18 protein-coding genes, 1 tRNA gene and 1 pseudogene are annotated in these 15,259 nt (G+C 66.5%); 9 read left to right on the top strand and 11 right to left on the bottom strand.

Annotation, left to right across the window (positions count from 1 at the left end):
* Positions 1-27: 27 nt before the first annotated feature.
* The 4 genes from IP69_RS18490 to IP69_RS18475 all read right to left on the bottom strand — a co-directional run bounded on the left by IP69_RS18490 (position 28) and on the right by IP69_RS18475 (position 2,274).
* Positions 28-465, bottom strand: a complete 438-nt coding sequence (locus IP69_RS18490) for a hypothetical protein (RefSeq protein WP_156323537.1) — start codon at positions 463-465, stop codon at positions 28-30.
* A 78-nt stretch (positions 466-543) separates the two neighbouring features.
* The gene (locus tag IP69_RS18485; protein WP_054144305.1) at positions 544-1,131 is read right to left on the bottom strand and encodes a rhodanese-like domain-containing protein; all 588 of its coding nucleotides are present in this window, start codon (positions 1,129-1,131) and stop codon (positions 544-546) included.
* A gap of 319 nt (positions 1,132-1,450) precedes the next feature.
* On the bottom strand, positions 1,451-1,675 hold the full coding sequence (locus tag IP69_RS18480; protein WP_054144304.1) for a DUF2892 domain-containing protein: 225 nt from the start codon (positions 1,673-1,675) through the stop codon (positions 1,451-1,453).
* Between the two features lie 116 nt (positions 1,676-1,791).
* Entirely contained in the window at positions 1,792-2,274 is a 483-nt protein-coding gene (locus tag IP69_RS18475; RefSeq protein ID WP_197279952.1) for an Rrf2 family transcriptional regulator, read from the bottom strand.
* A gap of 82 nt (positions 2,275-2,356) precedes the next feature.
* Between IP69_RS18475 and IP69_RS18470 the strand changes: the two genes are divergently transcribed.
* Genes IP69_RS18470 through IP69_RS21975 form a run of 3 tightly spaced genes read left to right on the top strand, consistent with a single transcriptional unit; the run spans position 2,357 to position 4,948 of the window.
* Positions 2,357-3,772 (top strand): cytochrome ubiquinol oxidase subunit I, encoded by a 1,416-nt coding sequence (locus IP69_RS18470; RefSeq protein ID WP_054144303.1) that lies wholly within the window; start codon positions 2,357-2,359, stop codon positions 3,770-3,772.
* A 13-nt stretch (positions 3,773-3,785) separates the two neighbouring features.
* Positions 3,786-4,793, top strand: a complete 1,008-nt coding sequence (cydB, locus tag IP69_RS18465) for a cytochrome d ubiquinol oxidase subunit II (RefSeq protein WP_054144302.1) — start codon at positions 3,786-3,788, stop codon at positions 4,791-4,793.
* Positions 4,793-4,948, top strand: coding sequence for a DUF2474 domain-containing protein (locus IP69_RS21975; RefSeq protein WP_156323536.1), 156 nt, complete (start codon positions 4,793-4,795; stop codon positions 4,946-4,948). Before cydB ends, IP69_RS21975 begins: the two co-directional genes overlap by 1 nt.
* 59 nt (positions 4,949-5,007) lie before the next feature.
* Here IP69_RS21975 and IP69_RS18460 read toward each other — a convergent pair.
* A pseudogene (locus IP69_RS18460) lies at positions 5,008-5,628 on the bottom strand (L,D-transpeptidase); the annotation flags it as partial.
* 63 nt (positions 5,629-5,691) lie between these two features.
* Positions 5,692-6,312, bottom strand: a complete 621-nt coding sequence (locus IP69_RS18455) for a DsbA family protein (protein ID WP_054144300.1) — start codon at positions 6,310-6,312, stop codon at positions 5,692-5,694.
* A 122-nt stretch (positions 6,313-6,434) separates the two neighbouring features.
* Here IP69_RS18455 and IP69_RS18450 point away from each other — a divergent pair, with 122 nt between their 5' ends.
* The 3 genes from IP69_RS18450 (at position 6,435) to IP69_RS18440 (ending at position 9,580) form a co-directional block, all read left to right on the top strand.
* On the top strand, positions 6,435-7,097 hold the full coding sequence (locus tag IP69_RS18450; RefSeq protein WP_054144299.1) for a response regulator: 663 nt from the start codon (positions 6,435-6,437) through the stop codon (positions 7,095-7,097).
* A complete protein-coding gene (locus tag IP69_RS18445; RefSeq protein WP_054144298.1) occupies positions 7,094-8,431 on the top strand; it encodes a sensor histidine kinase N-terminal domain-containing protein in 1,338 nt (445 codons plus the stop codon). Before IP69_RS18450 ends, IP69_RS18445 begins: the two co-directional genes overlap by 4 nt.
* A gap of 138 nt (positions 8,432-8,569) precedes the next feature.
* On the top strand, positions 8,570-9,580 hold the full coding sequence (locus IP69_RS18440) for an NAD(P)H-quinone oxidoreductase (protein ID WP_054144352.1): 1,011 nt from the start codon (positions 8,570-8,572) through the stop codon (positions 9,578-9,580).
* A 74-nt stretch (positions 9,581-9,654) separates the two neighbouring features.
* Here IP69_RS18440 and IP69_RS18435 read toward each other — a convergent pair.
* Positions 9,655-9,731 (bottom strand) — tRNA-Arg (locus IP69_RS18435).
* A gap of 28 nt (positions 9,732-9,759) precedes the next feature.
* Here IP69_RS18435 and IP69_RS18430 point away from each other — a divergent pair.
* The 3 genes from IP69_RS18430 (at position 9,760) to IP69_RS18420 (ending at position 13,027) form a co-directional block, all read left to right on the top strand.
* Positions 9,760-10,566 (top strand): hypothetical protein, encoded by an 807-nt coding sequence (locus IP69_RS18430; RefSeq protein ID WP_054144297.1) that lies wholly within the window; start codon positions 9,760-9,762, stop codon positions 10,564-10,566.
* Positions 10,567-10,570: 4 nt separating this feature from the next.
* Entirely contained in the window at positions 10,571-12,052 is a 1,482-nt protein-coding gene (locus tag IP69_RS18425; protein WP_054144296.1) for a M48 family metalloprotease, read from the top strand.
* 105 nt (positions 12,053-12,157) lie between these two features.
* Complete coding sequence (locus IP69_RS18420) at positions 12,158-13,027, top strand: dienelactone hydrolase family protein (RefSeq protein ID WP_054144295.1); 870 nt, start codon at positions 12,158-12,160, stop codon at positions 13,025-13,027.
* Between the two features lie 78 nt (positions 13,028-13,105).
* On the opposite strand, the gene IP69_RS18415 is transcribed toward IP69_RS18420, so the two are convergent.
* The 4 genes from IP69_RS18415 to IP69_RS22185 form a co-directional block, all read right to left on the bottom strand.
* Positions 13,106-13,708: a CarD family transcriptional regulator gene (locus IP69_RS18415; protein ID WP_054144294.1), complete on the bottom strand. Its 603-nt coding sequence runs from the start codon at positions 13,706-13,708 to the stop codon at positions 13,106-13,108.
* Between the two features lie 397 nt (positions 13,709-14,105).
* Complete coding sequence (gene fdxA / locus IP69_RS18410; RefSeq protein ID WP_054144293.1) at positions 14,106-14,444, bottom strand: ferredoxin FdxA; 339 nt, start codon at positions 14,442-14,444, stop codon at positions 14,106-14,108.
* A gap of 174 nt (positions 14,445-14,618) precedes the next feature.
* The gene (locus IP69_RS18405; RefSeq protein ID WP_054144292.1) at positions 14,619-14,930 is read right to left on the bottom strand and encodes an RNA-binding S4 domain-containing protein; all 312 of its coding nucleotides are present in this window, start codon (positions 14,928-14,930) and stop codon (positions 14,619-14,621) included.
* 16 nt (positions 14,931-14,946) lie between these two features.
* On the bottom strand, positions 14,947-15,259 hold a 313-nt coding region (locus IP69_RS22185), incomplete at its 5' end, for a hypothetical protein (protein WP_054144291.1).

Genomic DNA, 15,259 nt, shown 5'->3' with positions numbered 1-15,259 from the left:
TCCAGTGTCTGACGGGTTTGCGCGGCGTTATTGACCGATGACCTTGATCGCGGGATCGACCATCATGGTGGCGATGTCCTGCGGGCGAGCGGCGCTGACGCCCTCCATCAGAGCATCGGCCTGGAGCTTGCGGTTGGGCAGGTAGATGGCGCAAACTTGGACGGTGCCACCCTTATTCAAGAGACCCTCCAGAAGCGTGCGGACCGTCATGCCCTGCGGCGTGACGGTTTTGGTCGCCGCTTCCGGCGCGGTCTTCAAAGCCATGTCGCCAGCCTCGCCGCAGAGCAGCATGTGGATGCCATGTCCGCTCGCCTGCACCTGGTTGGCCAAAACCAGATTGAAGGCCTGCGCCTCCGCCGCCGGCGCGCTCAGCAACATCAGCATCTTCTGGCCTGCGACGGCGGGCGACGCCATCGCCGCCAAGGCCAGCATCGCGCTCGAAAGCGCTTTGAATACTGTTGTCATTTGCGTGTCCTCAAAGGTCATGGGGTGTCAGGCGTCAACAGCACCGTTCATGAAAGCCCGTCATGACGGCAGCGGAAATCATTTCTCGCCGATGGGGAATTTCGAGCGATCGAGCGTGTAGCCCCATGGCAGGTCTGAGTTCTTCCAGCCATTGACGCGCCGCCAGTTCTTCTGCGGGCCGTCCTTCACCGTGTCGCCTTCAAAGCCGTCGACGACGACATAGACGCTGGCGAAACCCTTGCCCCACAGTTCCCTGGCCGATGGCGCGCCCCGCTCACCGCCCGAGCGGCACATCAGGAGAATGGGTGTGTCCTTGCCGAGACCGCGATCGGCAAGGGCCTTGGCGATCCTGTCGGCAAAAGCGGGCTCGCGTTCGACCTGATAGACGGATCGCGTGTCGTTCCACTTCGACCGGTTGGCCGACATGTAGGGCACGACCACATCGACCGCCGGCGCAAAGCCGGTGAACATGATCTCGATGGGATCACGCACATCGACCAGCAGCACCTTGTTGCCCTGAGCCTGTTTCATGGCGAAGGCCTCGGTCGAATCGACATAGAGCTTCCAAGGTGTCTGCCGCGCGGGATCGGCTGGCTCCGGCGCCGCTAGGGCCGGGGCCACACCCAGAAGGCTCAGCACAACAAGCCAGTTGATGCGTTTGGACATGACCGCTCCCTTCGCGTGTCAGGTAGGTGTTGAGCATCCGCGCGGACCTGCGACAGGCCGAGGCTGCGAGGCCTGATGACGTGTCGGAGCGCAGGGTGATCGCGATCAAGACGGTCCGGGCCGATTTACGAAGGCGCGTCAGGATGCGCCCGTCATCCGCTCGATCGTCACGGGGCGTTTGCCGGCTCGATGATGAAGGCCGTGGCGCAGCCGTCCTGCCCGAGTGGCGCCCGCAGGAGGGTCACCTGCAGGGACGGGGCTGGCGGCCTGGGTATCACCTGCGGCTGCTGGCGGTGCGCCCGCCTGCAGCCGCGGTTGATCATGACTTGGCGAGCGGGCAGGTCCGTACGCCCAGCAGCGTATAGGCGGGGCAGAAGCGGAAGGCCGCCGTGCCGATCATCACGACGCCCCACGCCGTCAGAGCGTATTTCCAGGCGCCCCAGGGCGCGACCATTTCAGCGAAAGGGGGAATGAAGACCGCGACGACGAGCAGCGCGCCCAGCGCAAACCGGAGGACACGATCGACTGTACCGACATTGGCCATGGCACTCTCCTGTGAACGACGATGACCTCATCATTGGCCAGCATATTCGCGCTTCTGTCAATATAATATGTATCCCACGTCTATATTTTATCGAGGCCTTTGCAGGGGCGCCTCGCTCAGGCGCAGCGCGTGGCTGGAGCGTCCTCGTTCACCGTGGCCAAACGCTCGAGCAGGGCGCTCCGGTTGATCGCGATGTCGGCGATCGTCAAATCATCGAGCACGGAGAGGAAGGCCCGCAGCGCTCGCTGGAGCCCGCGAGAGAGATGACAGACGCCGAGCAGCGGGCATGTGTTGGTCTCGGGGTCGAAACATTCGACCAAGGCCAACGGCGCTTCGGTCCAGCGAATGATCTCGCCGACCGTGATCTGGTCGGCCGGGCGCGCCAGCTGCATGCCACCATTGCGCCCGCGCACCGTCGTGACATAACCGCGACGCCCTAGCTCATGGGCGATCTTCACCAGATGCGAGCGCGAGATCCGGTGCGCCCGCGCCACGTCCTCGACAGACACGATTGCGGGCGCGCGCAGTGCCAGCAGCTGCAGCGTGCGCAGGGCGAAATTCGAATACTGGGTCAGGCGCAACTCGGCCTCCTGCGACAACAATGCTGTATCCGAAATATTGCTTTTATCACTGCACCGCAATATTGATCATCGGCATTATTCGAATTTGAAAGAGGCGAACATGTTCGGTCTCGAAGCCCTGATGCTGGCGCGCATCCAGTTTGCGTTCACGATCAGTTTTCACATCATTTTCCCGGCGTTTTCGATCGGCCTCGCGAGCTATCTCGCGGTGCTCAACGGACTCTGGCTCGCAACCGGGCGCCCGGTGTTCCTGGACCTGTTCAACTACTGGAAGAAGATCTTCGCCGTCGCCTTCGGCATGGGCGTCGTTTCCGGCATCGTCATGAGCTACCAGTTCGGCACAAACTGGAGTGTCTTCTCCGACAAGGTCGGCCCGGTGATCGGGCCGCTGATGGGCTATGAGGTGCTATCGGCCTTCTTCCTCGAGGCGGGCTTTCTCGGCGTGATGCTATTTGGCCTGTCGCGCGTCGGTCCGCGCCTGCATTTCGCGGCGACGCTGATGGTCGCGCTCGGCACCTTCATGTCGGCCTTCTGGATCCTGTCGGTGAACAGCTGGATGCAGACGCCGGCCGGCTACGCCATCAACGATGTCGGCCAGTTCGTCGCCACGGACTGGTGGGCTGTGGTCTTCAATCCCTCCTTCCCCTACCGGCTCGTCCATATGGTGCTGGCCGCCTATCTGACGACGGCTCTCGTTGTCGGCGCGGTCGGGGCGCTGCATCTGCTGCGCGATCGCGGCAATGAGGGCGCGCGCATCATGTTCTCGATGGCGATGTGGATGGCGGCGATCGTGGCACCGATCCAGATCGTCGCCGGCGACATGCATGGGCTGAACACGCTCGAGCATCAGCCCGCCAAGGTCATGGCGATGGAGGGCCATTTCCAGAGCCATCCCGAAGGCGCGCCGCTGATCCTGTTCGGCATCCCCAACAGCGCCGAGAAGCGCATCGATTACGCCATCCAGATTCCCAAGCTCTCGTCGCTGATCCTCAAGCACGACCTCAACGCGCCGTTGGCGGGGCTCGACACGATCCCCGAACATCTGCAGCCGCCGGTCGGCGTGGTCTTCTGGAGCTTCCGGGTGATGATCGGCATCGGCTTCGCGATACTGGGCCTGGGCGCGGTCAGCCTGTATCTGCGCTGGCGCCGCACCCTCTACGATGCGAGGCCGTTCCTGCGGGCGGCCGTGCTGATGGGCCCCACGGGATTCGTGGCGGTGCTGGCGGGCTGGATCACCACCGAGGTCGGCCGGCAGCCCTATACGGTCTATGGCCTGCTGACGACGGCGCAGTCCGTGTCACCAATCGACGCGGCGGCGGTCGGCGCCTCGCTCATCGCCTTCATCGTCGTCTATTTCGCGCTGTTCGGCGCCGGCACCTTCTACATCCTGCGCCTGATGAACCACCCGCCGCATGTCGCCGAGAGTGGGCTCGCGCCTGACGAGCCGGTTCGCGCCGGCGGCATCATGCCCGGCCCCGTGATGGACGCCAAAGGCGCCCTTCCAGTCGCCTCGTAAAGGAGCCGAAGCCATGATGCTCGATCTCCCCTTCATCTGGGCGGCGCTGATCGCGTTTGCCGTGCTGGCCTATATCGTGCTCGACGGCTTCGACCTCGGCGTCGGCATCCTGTTCCCGCTGATCCCCGGCGAGGCCCATCGCGACGAGATGATGAACTCGGTGGCGCCGGTCTGGGACGGCAACGAGACCTGGCTCGTGCTGGGTGGCGGGGGTCTGCTCGCGGTCTTCCCGCTGGCCTATGCGATCATCCTGCCGGCGCTCTATGTGCCGCTGACCGTGATGCTGCTCGGCCTGATCTTCAGGGGCGTCGCCTTCGAGTTCCGCTGGAAAACCAAGCGCGGCCAGTTTCTCTGGGACTGGTCCTTCGCATTCGGCTCGACCATCGCCGCCTTCAGCCAGGGCGTGGCGCTGGGGGCGCTGGTGCAGGGCATCCCGATCGCCGGACGGGCTTATGCCGGCGGCTGGTGGGACTGGCTGACGCCGTTCAGCGTCGTCACGGGCGTCGCGCTGGTGATCGGCTACGCATTGCTCGGCGCGACCTGGCTGATCCTCAAGACCGAACACCATGTCCAGCGCCGGGCCTATGCCATCGCGATGTGGGCCGCGCCCGCGACGCTGCTGCTGATCGGTCTCGTCAGCGCCTGGACGCCGACCTTGAGCGCGAACTATCTCGAACGCTGGCTGGTCTGGCCGCAGATCCTGCTGGTCGGCCCGGTGCCGCTGGCTGTGGCGGCGCTGGGCTTCGTGCTCTGGCGGGGTTTGACCCAGCGGCACGAACTCAGCCCCTTCCTGGCGTCGCAGGGCCTGTTCGTGCTCTGTTTCATCGGGCTGGGCATCAGCTTCTATCCGCATATTGTGCCCAACAGCGTGACCATCTGGGAGGCGGCCGCGCCGGACAACTCCTTGTTGTTCCTGCTGGTCGGCGCCGTCGTCCTGATCCCGCTGATCCTCGCCTACACCGCCTATTCCTACTGGGTGTTCCGCGGCAAGGTGAACGCGGCAGGAGGAGGCTATCACTGATGGCCGCTGACAACCGCGACTTGGCCGCCAAGCCCGATATGGCTGCGAAGCCCCGGGCGCTCGCGCGGATCGGCTGGTTCGTGGCCTATTGGGCTGCGGGCGTACTTTGCCTCACCGCCGTCGGCCTCGTCATCCGCTGGGCGCTGAAGATCTGATCTTCGGCAAGCGAGGCTCAGCAAAACCCTCCGGCTTGCAGCCTGTCAGGTCAGGCCGGGAGCACGACGACCTTGGTGCCCTTGGGGATGCGGTCGTGCAGATCGATCACATCCTGGTTCATCATCCGGATGCAGCCCGACGACACCGCCTCGCCGATGGTGTCGGGTTCGTTCGTGCCATGGATGCGGTAGAGCGTGTCGCGACCATCCTTGAACAGGTAGAGCGCACGGGCACCCAGCGGATTGGTGTCGCCGCCCTTCATGCCGCCGGCCCATTTGGCGTAGCGGTCGGGCTCGCGCTTGATCATGTCCTGCGTCGGTGTCCAGCGCGGCCATTGCGCCTTGCGCTGCACCGTCGCCGAGCCCGTGAACTCCAGCCCTTCGCGGCCGACGCCGACGCCATAGCGCAGCGCCTTGCCGCCTTCCTGGACGAGATACAGGAACCGGTTAGCCGGATCGACGATCAGCGTGCCGGGTTGATGCGGGGTCGGATAATCGACGAGCTGGCGCAGATTGCGCGGTTGCAGATCCTGAAGCGAGACGGCAGGCACGTGGAACGGCTCGCCGCCGACCTCGCCATAGCGCCGCAGATCGAGCGCGCTGAACTGCGGCGCCGGGGGCGTCGTGGCGATGGGCTGTTGCGCGATGGTCGTGCAGCCCGCCGCGGCCAGGGCGATCATGAGGCCCGCCAGGCGGCGGGTCGGGTGTGGGGTGTCGGTCATGCGGGCAATCTGGCCTGTCGCTTACGGGGAAGTCTGCTTCTTGCGGGCGTCGGCGACGACCTGCTTGAAACCGGCATAATCCTGGGTGGAGGTGCGGAACGGCCCGATCAGATAGGTCGGCGTGCCCTGCAGCCCGAGCGATTCCGCCTGCGCCATGTTGCGCCGGAGCAGGGCCGTGATGCTGGCGGACCGGGCGTTCAGATCGGTTTCGAGCCGGGCCATGTCGATGCCGGCCGCCTTGACGGCGGCACCGATCTGCTCGCGGCCAAGCCGCCCCCTTGTCGCCATCAGGGCGTCATGGGCCTTGGCATAGGCGCCCTGATAAGCGGCCGCGAGGGCGAGCTGCGCCGCATAGACCGAGGTCTCGGCAATCACCGGCCAGTCCTTGTAGACCAGCCGGATCCGGCCATCCTCCTTGACCAGACGGGCGAGATCGGGCGCGGCCTTCTTGCAGAAGGGGCAGTTGTAGTCGAGAAAGGCGACGATCGTGACATCGCCTTTCGGATTGCCGGAAGCCGGCGCCTCGGGATCGTTGAGGATCGCCTCGACATCGATCTCGCTGCCCTGTCCCAGCGCCAATCCTGGCGCCGCGGCGAGGAGAACGGCGAGGCCGGCGATGATCCTTCGGCGGTCCTGCTGCATCGGTTTGGTCCTTGTCAGCTGTTTTTGGGTGGCGGCCGCTCTGGCCTCGGATGCCGCCATCGGCGCCCCTCAGCTTAAGCCAGCCTTAAGCTGGGCCGGGTTGCTGGCGCCGAGGAGATCACATGCGCGTGTTGATCGTCGAAGACGACCCGATCCTGGCCGACGGGCTTGCCGTCGGGCTCAAGCTCCATGGCATCAATGCCGAGGTGGTTGGCTCCTGCGCCGATGGTCGCCATGCGCTGGTGGCGGGGCTTTTCGATGCGATCGTGCTCGACGTGATGCTGCCGGACGGATCGGGCCTCGACCTGCTCGCGAGGCTTCGCGAAGCAGGCGAGACGCGGCCGGTCCTGGTCCTGACCGCACTCGACGAGAGCCGCGACCGGATCGCGGGGCTCGATCGCGGCGCCGACGACTACCTCGGCAAGCCCTTCGATCTCGGCGAACTGGCCGCGAGGCTGCGGGCGATCGCCAGGCGCGGGCAGGGCCGGGCCGCGGCCACGATCGCGGCCGCCGGTCTGGTGCTCGACCCCGCCAGTCACAGCGTCGCCCGCGACGGCCTCGCGATCGAGGTCACGCGGCGCGAATTCGCGATCCTGCGCGCGCTCGCGGAACGTCCTGGCGTGATCTTCTCACGGCCTGATCTCGAAGAGCGGCTCTATGGCTGGCAGGAGGATATCGAGAGCAATGCCATCGAGGTCCATATCCACAATCTGCGCCAGAAGCTCGGCCGCGATCTGATCGAGACGATGCGCGGTCTCGGCTATCGTCTGAGGAGGGGGCCATGACCTCTCTGAAAACCCGGATCTTCATGATCCTCGTTGCGACCACCAGCGTGATCTGGCTGGCGGCGACAACATGGATCTATCTCGGCACCAAGGCCGAGCTCGAACGCGTGCTCGATACAAGGCTGCAGGAGGCCGCGCGCATGGTGGCCTCGCTCGTGCGCGACGATGAAGGCACGGCGCAGGCGGCCATCGGCGCGATCCCGCCAGCGGCTGCCTCGACGGGAGGCGCGGCTTATGAACGCCAGCTGTCCTGCCAGATCTGGTCGCTGGGCGGGCGTCTTGTCGCTGCTTCCAGCGCGGCGCCAAGTACGCGGCTCTCCGGCCATGGCGCGGGCTTTTCCGACAGCACCATCGAAGGCGAACTCTGGCGCGTCTATGCGATCGAGGATGCCGTGAAGGGCGTGCGCGTGCTGGTCGGTGACAGGCTCGGTCTGCGCGATCGGCTGGTCCAGGATCTCGTGCTCGGCCTCGTCGCGCCGACCCTGCTGATGCTGCCGCTGTTTGCCGGGCTGATCTGGCTTGCCGTGGGCCGTGGGCTGGCGCCCCTGCGCCAGGTGGCAGCCGATCTGCAGGCGCGCCCGGCCGATGATCTTGGTCCCGTCCAGCCCGAGGTCGTCGACGAGATCCGGCCCGTGACGGATGCGCTCAACGGGTTGTTTTCCCGTCTCGACACCGCGCGGGCGCAGGAGCGGGCCTTCACCGCCTTCGCGGCGCATGAGCTGCGCACGCCGCTTGCGGGAATCCGGACGCAGGCCCAGATCGCCCAGGCCGCCGAGACCCCCGAGATGCGGTCATCGGCGCTGGAGAAGATCATTCGCGGCGTCGACCGCACGGCGCGGCTGGTGAGCCAGCTGCTCGCGCTGGCCCGGCTGGAGGCCGCTGTCGCCAAACGCGAACGGATGCCGATGGCCGTCGGACCGCTGCTCGCCGAGATCGACCGGGACAGGCAGTGGGCAAATGTTCGCGTCGATATCGACCCCGCGCTCGACACGCTCGTTCTGGTGGGGGATGCCGATCACCTCAGGTTTGCCCTGCGCAATCTCCACGAGAACGCCTGCGAACACAGCCCACCCGGCGGGCTTGTCAGTTGGCGGCGCGTCGGCGCCTGCGAGGTCACGGTCGAGGATGCGGGACCGGGCATCCCCCCTGACGAGCTGGCGCTGGTCACTCAGCGGTTTTATCGCGGGCGTGCGTCGCGATCGGCCGGCAGCGGGCTCGGCCTGGCCATCGTCGAGGCGGCGCTGGGGCGCCTGGATGCGACGGTCAGCCTGACGCCTTCGCCTTCGGGCCCGGGGCTCCTCGCGACCGTGTCGTTCCCGGTGCCGCCGAAGTGACGGACTGGAAAACTGAGCTTCGCCTGGTTGCCGGGGTTGAAGGAGGAGCGTTTCGAGCGCTTCCACCGGCTCGTCGAAGACGGTGGACTTCGCTTTTGCGATCAGAGCATGCTCCCGGCAGGACCCGACCAGGGAGAGATGAAGATCATGGCATTGCCGCAGACGATGAAGCAGGTGCGCTTTTCGGGGCCGGGTGGCCCCGAGGTGATCGAGATCGAAACCGCGCCGGTGCCGCAACCTGGCCCTGGCCAGGTGTTGATCGCGGTCGCGGCAGCCGGTATCAACCGGCCTGACTGCCTGCAGCGCGCCGGTGGCTACCCGCCGCCTCCCGGCGCCACGGCCATCCCCGGCCTCGAGGTTTCGGGCCACATCGTCGCCGTGGGGACGGGCGTCGCGGAAAGCCGCGTCGGCGAGGCGGTCTGTGCGCTTTTGATCAGCGGCGGCTATGCACAATATGCGGTGGCCGAGGAGCCGCTCTGCATGCCCGTGCCCAAGCCGCTTTCGCTGCTGGAGGCCGGCGGCCTGCCGGAGACCTATTTCACCGTCCATGACAACGTCTTCACGCGCGGGCGGCTGACGACAGGCGAAACCATCCTGATTCATGGCGGCTCCAGCGGCATCGGCTCGACCGCGATCCAGCTTGCGAAAAACGCGGGCGCCACGGTCTATGCGACGGCCGGGTCGCCCGAGAAATGCGAGTTCTGCCGCTCCCTTGGCGCCGATGAGGCGATCGACTACCGCGCCCGGGATTTCGGTGCCGAAGTCAAGCGGCTGACGGAGGGGCGTGGCGTCGACGTGATTCTCGACATGGTCGGAGGCCCCTATATCCAGCGCAACCTCGCGGCGCTCGCCGTCGAAGGCCGGCTGGTGCAGATCGCTTTTTTGCAAGGCAGCAAGGCGGAGCTCGATCTGACTCCGCTGATGATCCGGCGCCTGACGCTCACCGGTTCGACCCTTCGGCCACGTTCCGTCGCGCTCAAGGCCGAGATCGCCGCGCATCTGCGTCGCGATGTCTGGCCGCTGCTTGAGGCGGGCACGGTCAAGCCGATCATCCACGCGACCTTTCCCCTGGACGAGGCGCGGCAGGCGCATGAACTGATGGAGACGAGCGCCCATCTCGGCAAGATCATGCTCGAGATCGCCATCTGACCGACGCGCCCAGCCAGCCAGAAGGGCAGGGCAATCGAACCCGCCATCAGCGCGTATACCATCGGATGAGGGAATGGCGTCCCGGAAGGGATTCGAACCCCTGACCTACGGTTTAGGAAACCGTTGCTCTATCCTGCTGAGCTACCGGGACGCACGCCAAACCATGTAGCATAATCACCATGCCGGTGAAGCCTCTTCTTGCCTCTTTCCTTGGCGTGCCGCTTGTGGCCCTGCCGCTACTGGCCGGTGTCGCTGGTGCGAGCGATGCCTGTCTGCAATTGCCCGACACCCCCGCGGTGCGTCTGTCGGGGCTCGACGAGGCCGGCGATCCGGTTCTGCTGGACGGGCGACGGCTGCGCCTGGTCGGGCTCGCGCCCCGGCAGGACGAAGCGGAGGCCGCGCGGTTTGCCGCCGGCATCGGGCCATGGCGCGAGCGGGATCTGCTGCTGGTTCTGGTCGGCGAGGCCGACCGCTGGGGCCGGCTGCCGGCCCGGCTGTTTGAGCCGGCGGCGGCGGGGCAAATGCCGCGCGACGTGGCGTCCATCCTGCTTGGCGCAGGGGCAGCCTCTGCCCTGCCGGAGGTCAGGCAGACGCTGTGCGGCGAGGTGCGTCTCCCTGCCGTGCGTACGCGCCGCAACCCGGTGCCCGCCACTGTCGCGTCTGCAGGTGCGTCCGCCGGCGGCCTTGCCATCGACGGTCATGATCTCGCCGCGCTCAAGGAACAGGAAGGGCGGCTCGTGCTGCTGGAGGGGCGGATCGCCTCGGTCGGCGAGCGCGCGCAGAGAACCTATCTGAATTTTTCACGCCGGCGCGGAGAGGCCGCATCGATCGTGGTGACGAAGAGGCTATGGCGAGAGATGCAGGATGCCGGCTGGACCGCGAAGAGTGTCAGCGGTAAACGCTCGCGGGCGCGCGGCGTGCTCTCCGGGCGGGACGGGCTTCTGCTCGACGTCACCACGTTGCTCGCCCTGGAACTGATCGACTGACAGCATGCTGGCGTTCTGGCGACATCGAAGGCCGCTCTGGCCCAGACTGGCCGCGCTCGCGCTGCCCGCGGTCCTGCTGCTGGGCTGTGCCGGGGATCAGAGCGCGCTGCTGCCGCCACAGCCGCCCGGCGATGGCGAGATCGCGCCGCGCGTCAACACGCTGCAGCGCGCCTCCGCGAGCGAGCATCAGCGGCTGCTTGCGGCCTTTGGCGGCGAATACCGCGCCTCCCGGGCCCGCGCCGCGCTGGACGAGGTGGTGGCGCGATTGGCGAAGGCTGGCGAGGGCCAGATCGGCACCTATGAGATCACGATTCTGAATTCCCCGGCGGTGAATGCCTTCGCGCTGCCCAATGGCCGGCTCTACGTCACGCGCGGCCTGCTGGCGCTGGCCAACGACACCGCCGAGATCGCCTCCGTGCTTGCCCATGAGATCGCCCATGTCACGGCGCAGCACGCGGTCGAGCGGGCCGAGCGCGAACTGGAATCGGCGCTCGTCAGCCAGGTCGTCTCGCAGGTCCTCAAGGATCCGGCCCAGGGTGCGGCGGTCCAGGCAGGTTCCAAGCTCTCGCTCGCCAAATTCTCGCGACAGCAGGAGCTGACCGCCGACGAGATCAGCGTCCGCAACATCGCGCGCGCCGGTTACGACCCCTATGGCGCCGGGCGTTTTTTGGTTGCGCTCGGTCGCAACACGGCTTTCCGCAGCCGCAGCGAGAATCAGTCTCCTGACGAAAAGCGGCTGGACATGCTGTCGAGCCATCCGCAGACGCCCGAGCGCATCGCCGCCGTCACCGCCGCCGCCCGCCAGATCGGGGCGCCAGGCCTTGGCGAGCGCGATGCCGGGCGCTGGCTCTCGGCGATCGACGGCATCGCCTATGGCGACGATCCGCGCGACGGCGTCGTGCGCGGGCGGCGTTACCTCAACAGTGCGCTGCGCATCGGCTTCACCGCGCCCGACGGCTTTGGGCTCGAATCGGCGCGCGACATGGTGATCGGCGTCAGCGCCAATGGCGCGCAGGCGCTGCGCTTCGATTCCGTCACGCTGAAGCCCGACCAGACGCTGCAATCCTATGTCGCCGCGGGCTGGATCGACGGGGTCGAGACGACCGCGATCGAGACTCTCGAAGTCGGCGGGCAGCCGGGCGTGATCGCCCTGGGCCGGGGGACGGACTGGAGCTTCCGCCTCGCGGCCGTGCAGGCGGGCGGCCGCGTCTATCGCTTCATTCTGGCCGCGAAGGGCAACGCCGATCCGGAGCGACCCATGCGGGCGCTTCTGGAGAGCTTCCGGCTCTTGAGCGCCGAAGAAGCGCAGGCGGTCAGGCCGATGACCATCAGGGTGGTCGCAGCGGCCGCCGGCGACACCCCGGCGACACTGGCGGCGCGGATGCCCGAACAGGAACGGGCGCAGGAGCTGTTCCTGGTTCTCAACGGCATCGAGCGTGGTGGCGTGGTCACGCCAAGTCAACGCTACAAGATCGTCGCGGAATAGCCGGCGAAGCGCGGATCACGAAGCCGCGACGGGATGGATCTTGCCGCCTCTCGGGGCCTGAAGCCGCTACCATTGTGGCCGTCCGATTTCGTACAGGAGGTCACCATGGCGCTCGATCGCCGGATCGTCGAACTCTACGACGAATACACCCACAAGCCGCTCGACCGTCGCGTCTTCTTCAACCGGCTGATGGTGCTCGCGGGGTCTGCGGCAGCTGCGGAGGCGGCGCTGTCCGTGCTCGAGCCGAACTATGCGCAGGCTCAGCAGATCGCGCCCGACGATGCCCGCATCGCCGTCGAACGGCTTGACGTTGTCGCGGGCGGCGTCGCTCTCAAGGGCCATCTCGCCACGCCCAAGGCGGCGGGTCGCCGCGGCGGCGTTCTGGTCATCCATGAAAATCGCGGGCTCAATCCGCATATCGAGGATGTGACGCGGCGCATGGCGCTTGCCGGCTTCACCGCGCTGGGGCTCGATTTCCTAACGCCGCTCGGCGGCACGCCAAAGGATCCCGACGAGGCCCGCGCGATGTTCTCGCGGCTGCCTGCGGCGGATGTTCTGAGTCAGGGCCGGGCGGCGCTGGCGCTTCTCGCCGCGCGGCCGGATGCAACGGGCAAGACCGGCGCGATTGGCTTTTGCTGGGGTGGCGGGGTGGTCAACGATCTTGCCGTGGCCATTCCCGAACTTGCCGCAGGTGTTGTCTTCTATGGCCGCTCGCCGGATCTGGCGAAGGTGCCGCAGATCAAGGCGCGGATGCTGATCCAGCACGCCGCGCGCGATGCGCGGCTGGTACAGGCGCTGCCCGCGTATGAGGCGGCGCTGAAGACAGCCGGCATCCGCCACGAGGTTGTCGTCTATCCGGATGTCGACCATGCCTTCCTGAACGACACCAGCACCGAGCGCTACAATGCGGCGGCGGCAAAGCTGGCGTGGGAGCGGTCGGTCGCCGTCCTGGCGGCGGAGACCGGCGCCAGCTGACGGCGTCGAACCCGCCAAGACGAAAGAACCCGGCGGTCGCCCGCCGGGTTTTCGTTTCGCAGACCGGAGAAGCCTGGATCAGGCGGCCTCTTCCTTGATGTCGTCGTTGTCGCTTTCGGCCTCGTCCTCGGCGGCTTCCACGACTTCGCCCTTGCCGGGGCGGCGCGGCGACTTGGCGAGCTGCCCCTCGATCTTCTTGAGGGCTTCGGTCTCGGTGATGTCGTCGACGACCGCGATCTCGCGGGTCATGCGATCAACCGCCGCTTCGTAGAGCTGACGCTCGGAATAGGACTGCTCGGGCTGGGCCTCGGACCGATAGAGATCGCGAACGACCTCAGCGATGGCGACGAGATCGCCCGAATTGATCTTCGCCTCATATTCCTGGGCGCGGCGCGACCACATGGTGCGCTTGACGCGGGCGCGGCCGGTCAGCGTGGTCAGGGCCTTGGTGACGCTCTCGGCATCGGCGAGCTTGCGCAGACCGACGCTGGCCGCCTTGGCGGTGGGAACGCGCAGGGTCATCTTGTCCTTGGCGAAGCTGACGACGAAGAGTTCGAGCTTGAAGCCAGCGACTTCCTGCTCCTCGATCGCCGTGATCTGACCGACGCCATGAGACGGGTAAACGACGAACTCGCCCGTCTTGAAACCCTGGCGCACAACAGCTTTCTTCACCATGGACATGCCGTTACGACTCCTGACCGGACCGCTGGACGCGGGCTCGAAATTCTCAATCCCCGGCCGGATGACCGGAGACACTCCGCCTGATGCAGCGCAACTTGCGCCGGCCGCTTCACGCTCCCTCAGTCGATCGTCTGTTCTACGCCACCGGCCAAAGACATCTGGTGCTCCGGCAAAAGATGCCGGCGGCTCTCAGTGTTCTTTTGAAGGGGACGCCCCGTCTGTGGAAAACCTCGCAGGGGCATGCGGAACGAATGCGACTGAGCTGATGATATAGCATAAAAAACACGCCGAATCAAAGGTAAACGCATTCAGGCAGGCTGCCGCCCCTGCGTGGTTAACGCTGCCGGACGGTTTTCTTGCGCCAATCGGACGCGTTCTCGTCGCTGGAACCGGCGCTTCAGTCGCCTTCGCCGGGATTGGCGGAGAAATGCGCGTCGAGCTTGCCGGCGACGCCGTCGAAGGCCTTCGCGTCAGAGGGCGCGTCCTTCTTCTGCGTGATGTTGGGCCAGCTGGACGCGTACTTTGAATTGAGCTGCAGCCAGCTCTCCAGTCCGGGCTCGGTATCTGGCTTGATCGCCTCGGCCGGGCATTCGGGCTCGCAGACGCCGCAATCGATGCACTCGTCAGGATGGATGACGAGCATGTTTTCGCCCTCATAGAAGCAGTCGACCGGGCAAACCTCGACGCAATCCATATACTTGCACTTGATGCAGTTCTCGGTGACCACATAGGTCATGTCGCCGGTCCTTCCCGTCTACCAGTACGGCCCATAAAGCCTTGAAAACCTCGCGTTTCAAGGCCTGCCGGTTCGCTTGGGGGCAGGACCCGCGCTTTGCACCGATCGCCGCCTGATGATGCTCCCATCCGGGAGGCCTTGATTCATTTGCATACAAACGATCGGCAGCATTTTTTAGCTGTCGTCGTCCGCAACGGCAAGAGACGGATCGCCGCGTCCGGCCTCATCGAGCCGCTCGTAGAGCAACCGCGCCTCCTCGAAGGGGCCGCGCCGCTCACCCAGGGCGAGCAGCTTCACCACCGGGGTTGCATGCGGCAAGGCGAGCGTGAGCACGTCGCCAAGCTTGAGCCCATGCGCCGGATTCTTGACCCGCCGGCCTTCCAGCCGGACATGGCCATCCTCGATCAGGCGGACGGCCGCCGGGCGCGTCTTGGCGAAGCGCGCGAACCAGAGCCATTTGTCGAGCCTCTGACGATCGTCCCGCACGTGTCGCCAGCCGCCGTCAGCTCTTGCGGCCTTCGAGCTGGGCTTTCAGCGCGGCGAGCTTGGCGAAGGGCGAATCCGGGTCCGGCTCGCGATCGGCCGGGCGTGGCCTTGGTGGCTGCTGGAAGCGTTCGCCGCCGCCGCGATCGTCGCGGCGCGGACCGCCGCTGCCACCGCCGCCGCCTGGGCGGCCGTCGCGCTTGCCATCGGGCCGGGGGCCACGACCCTGGTCGGTACGGCCCTGACCCTGAGGCTGACCGGCGCCCTGCCCCTCGGGCCGGGGCCCACGCGGGCCGGAACGGGGCCGCTCGTCGCGTCGCGGCTCGCGCTCG

It is taken from the genome of Allobosea sp. AAP35 (assembly GCF_001295925.1).
Taxonomy (GTDB): domain Bacteria; phylum Pseudomonadota; class Alphaproteobacteria; order Rhizobiales; family Beijerinckiaceae; genus Allobosea.
The sequence above is the reverse complement of the archived record's forward strand: the minus strand, read 5'-3'. Positions and strand labels throughout refer to the sequence as shown.

Coding starts and splice junctions, on each gene's coding strand:
- IP69_RS18455 (WP_054144300.1), bottom strand. CDS start 6,312: ATGCAGCAGGACCGCCGAAGGATCATCGCCGGCCTCGCCGTTCTCCTC.
- IP69_RS18470 (WP_054144303.1), top strand. CDS start 2,357: ATGTTCGGTCTCGAAGCCCTGATGCTGGCGCGCATCCAGTTTGCGTTC.
- IP69_RS18480 (WP_054144304.1), bottom strand. CDS start 1,675: ATGGCCAATGTCGGTACAGTCGATCGTGTCCTCCGGTTTGCGCTGGGC.
- IP69_RS18450 (WP_054144299.1), top strand. CDS start 6,435: ATGCGCGTGTTGATCGTCGAAGACGACCCGATCCTGGCCGACGGGCTT.
- cydB (WP_054144302.1), top strand. CDS start 3,786: ATGATGCTCGATCTCCCCTTCATCTGGGCGGCGCTGATCGCGTTTGCC.
- IP69_RS18485 (WP_054144305.1), bottom strand. CDS start 1,131: ATGTCCAAACGCATCAACTGGCTTGTTGTGCTGAGCCTTCTGGGTGTG.
- IP69_RS18415 (WP_054144294.1), bottom strand. CDS start 13,708: ATGTCCATGGTGAAGAAAGCTGTTGTGCGCCAGGGTTTCAAGACGGGC.
- IP69_RS18440 (WP_054144352.1), top strand. CDS start 8,570: ATGAAGATCATGGCATTGCCGCAGACGATGAAGCAGGTGCGCTTTTCG.
- IP69_RS18430 (WP_054144297.1), top strand. CDS start 9,760: ATGCCGGTGAAGCCTCTTCTTGCCTCTTTCCTTGGCGTGCCGCTTGTG.
- IP69_RS21975 (WP_156323536.1), top strand. CDS start 4,793: ATGGCCGCTGACAACCGCGACTTGGCCGCCAAGCCCGATATGGCTGCG.
- IP69_RS18445 (WP_054144298.1), top strand. CDS start 7,094: ATGACCTCTCTGAAAACCCGGATCTTCATGATCCTCGTTGCGACCACC.
- IP69_RS18420 (WP_054144295.1), top strand. CDS start 12,158: ATGGCGCTCGATCGCCGGATCGTCGAACTCTACGACGAATACACCCAC.
- IP69_RS18425 (WP_054144296.1), top strand. CDS start 10,571: ATGCTGGCGTTCTGGCGACATCGAAGGCCGCTCTGGCCCAGACTGGCC.
- IP69_RS18490 (WP_156323537.1), bottom strand. CDS start 465: ATGACAACAGTATTCAAAGCGCTTTCGAGCGCGATGCTGGCCTTGGCG.
- fdxA (WP_054144293.1), bottom strand. CDS start 14,444: ATGACCTATGTGGTCACCGAGAACTGCATCAAGTGCAAGTATATGGAT.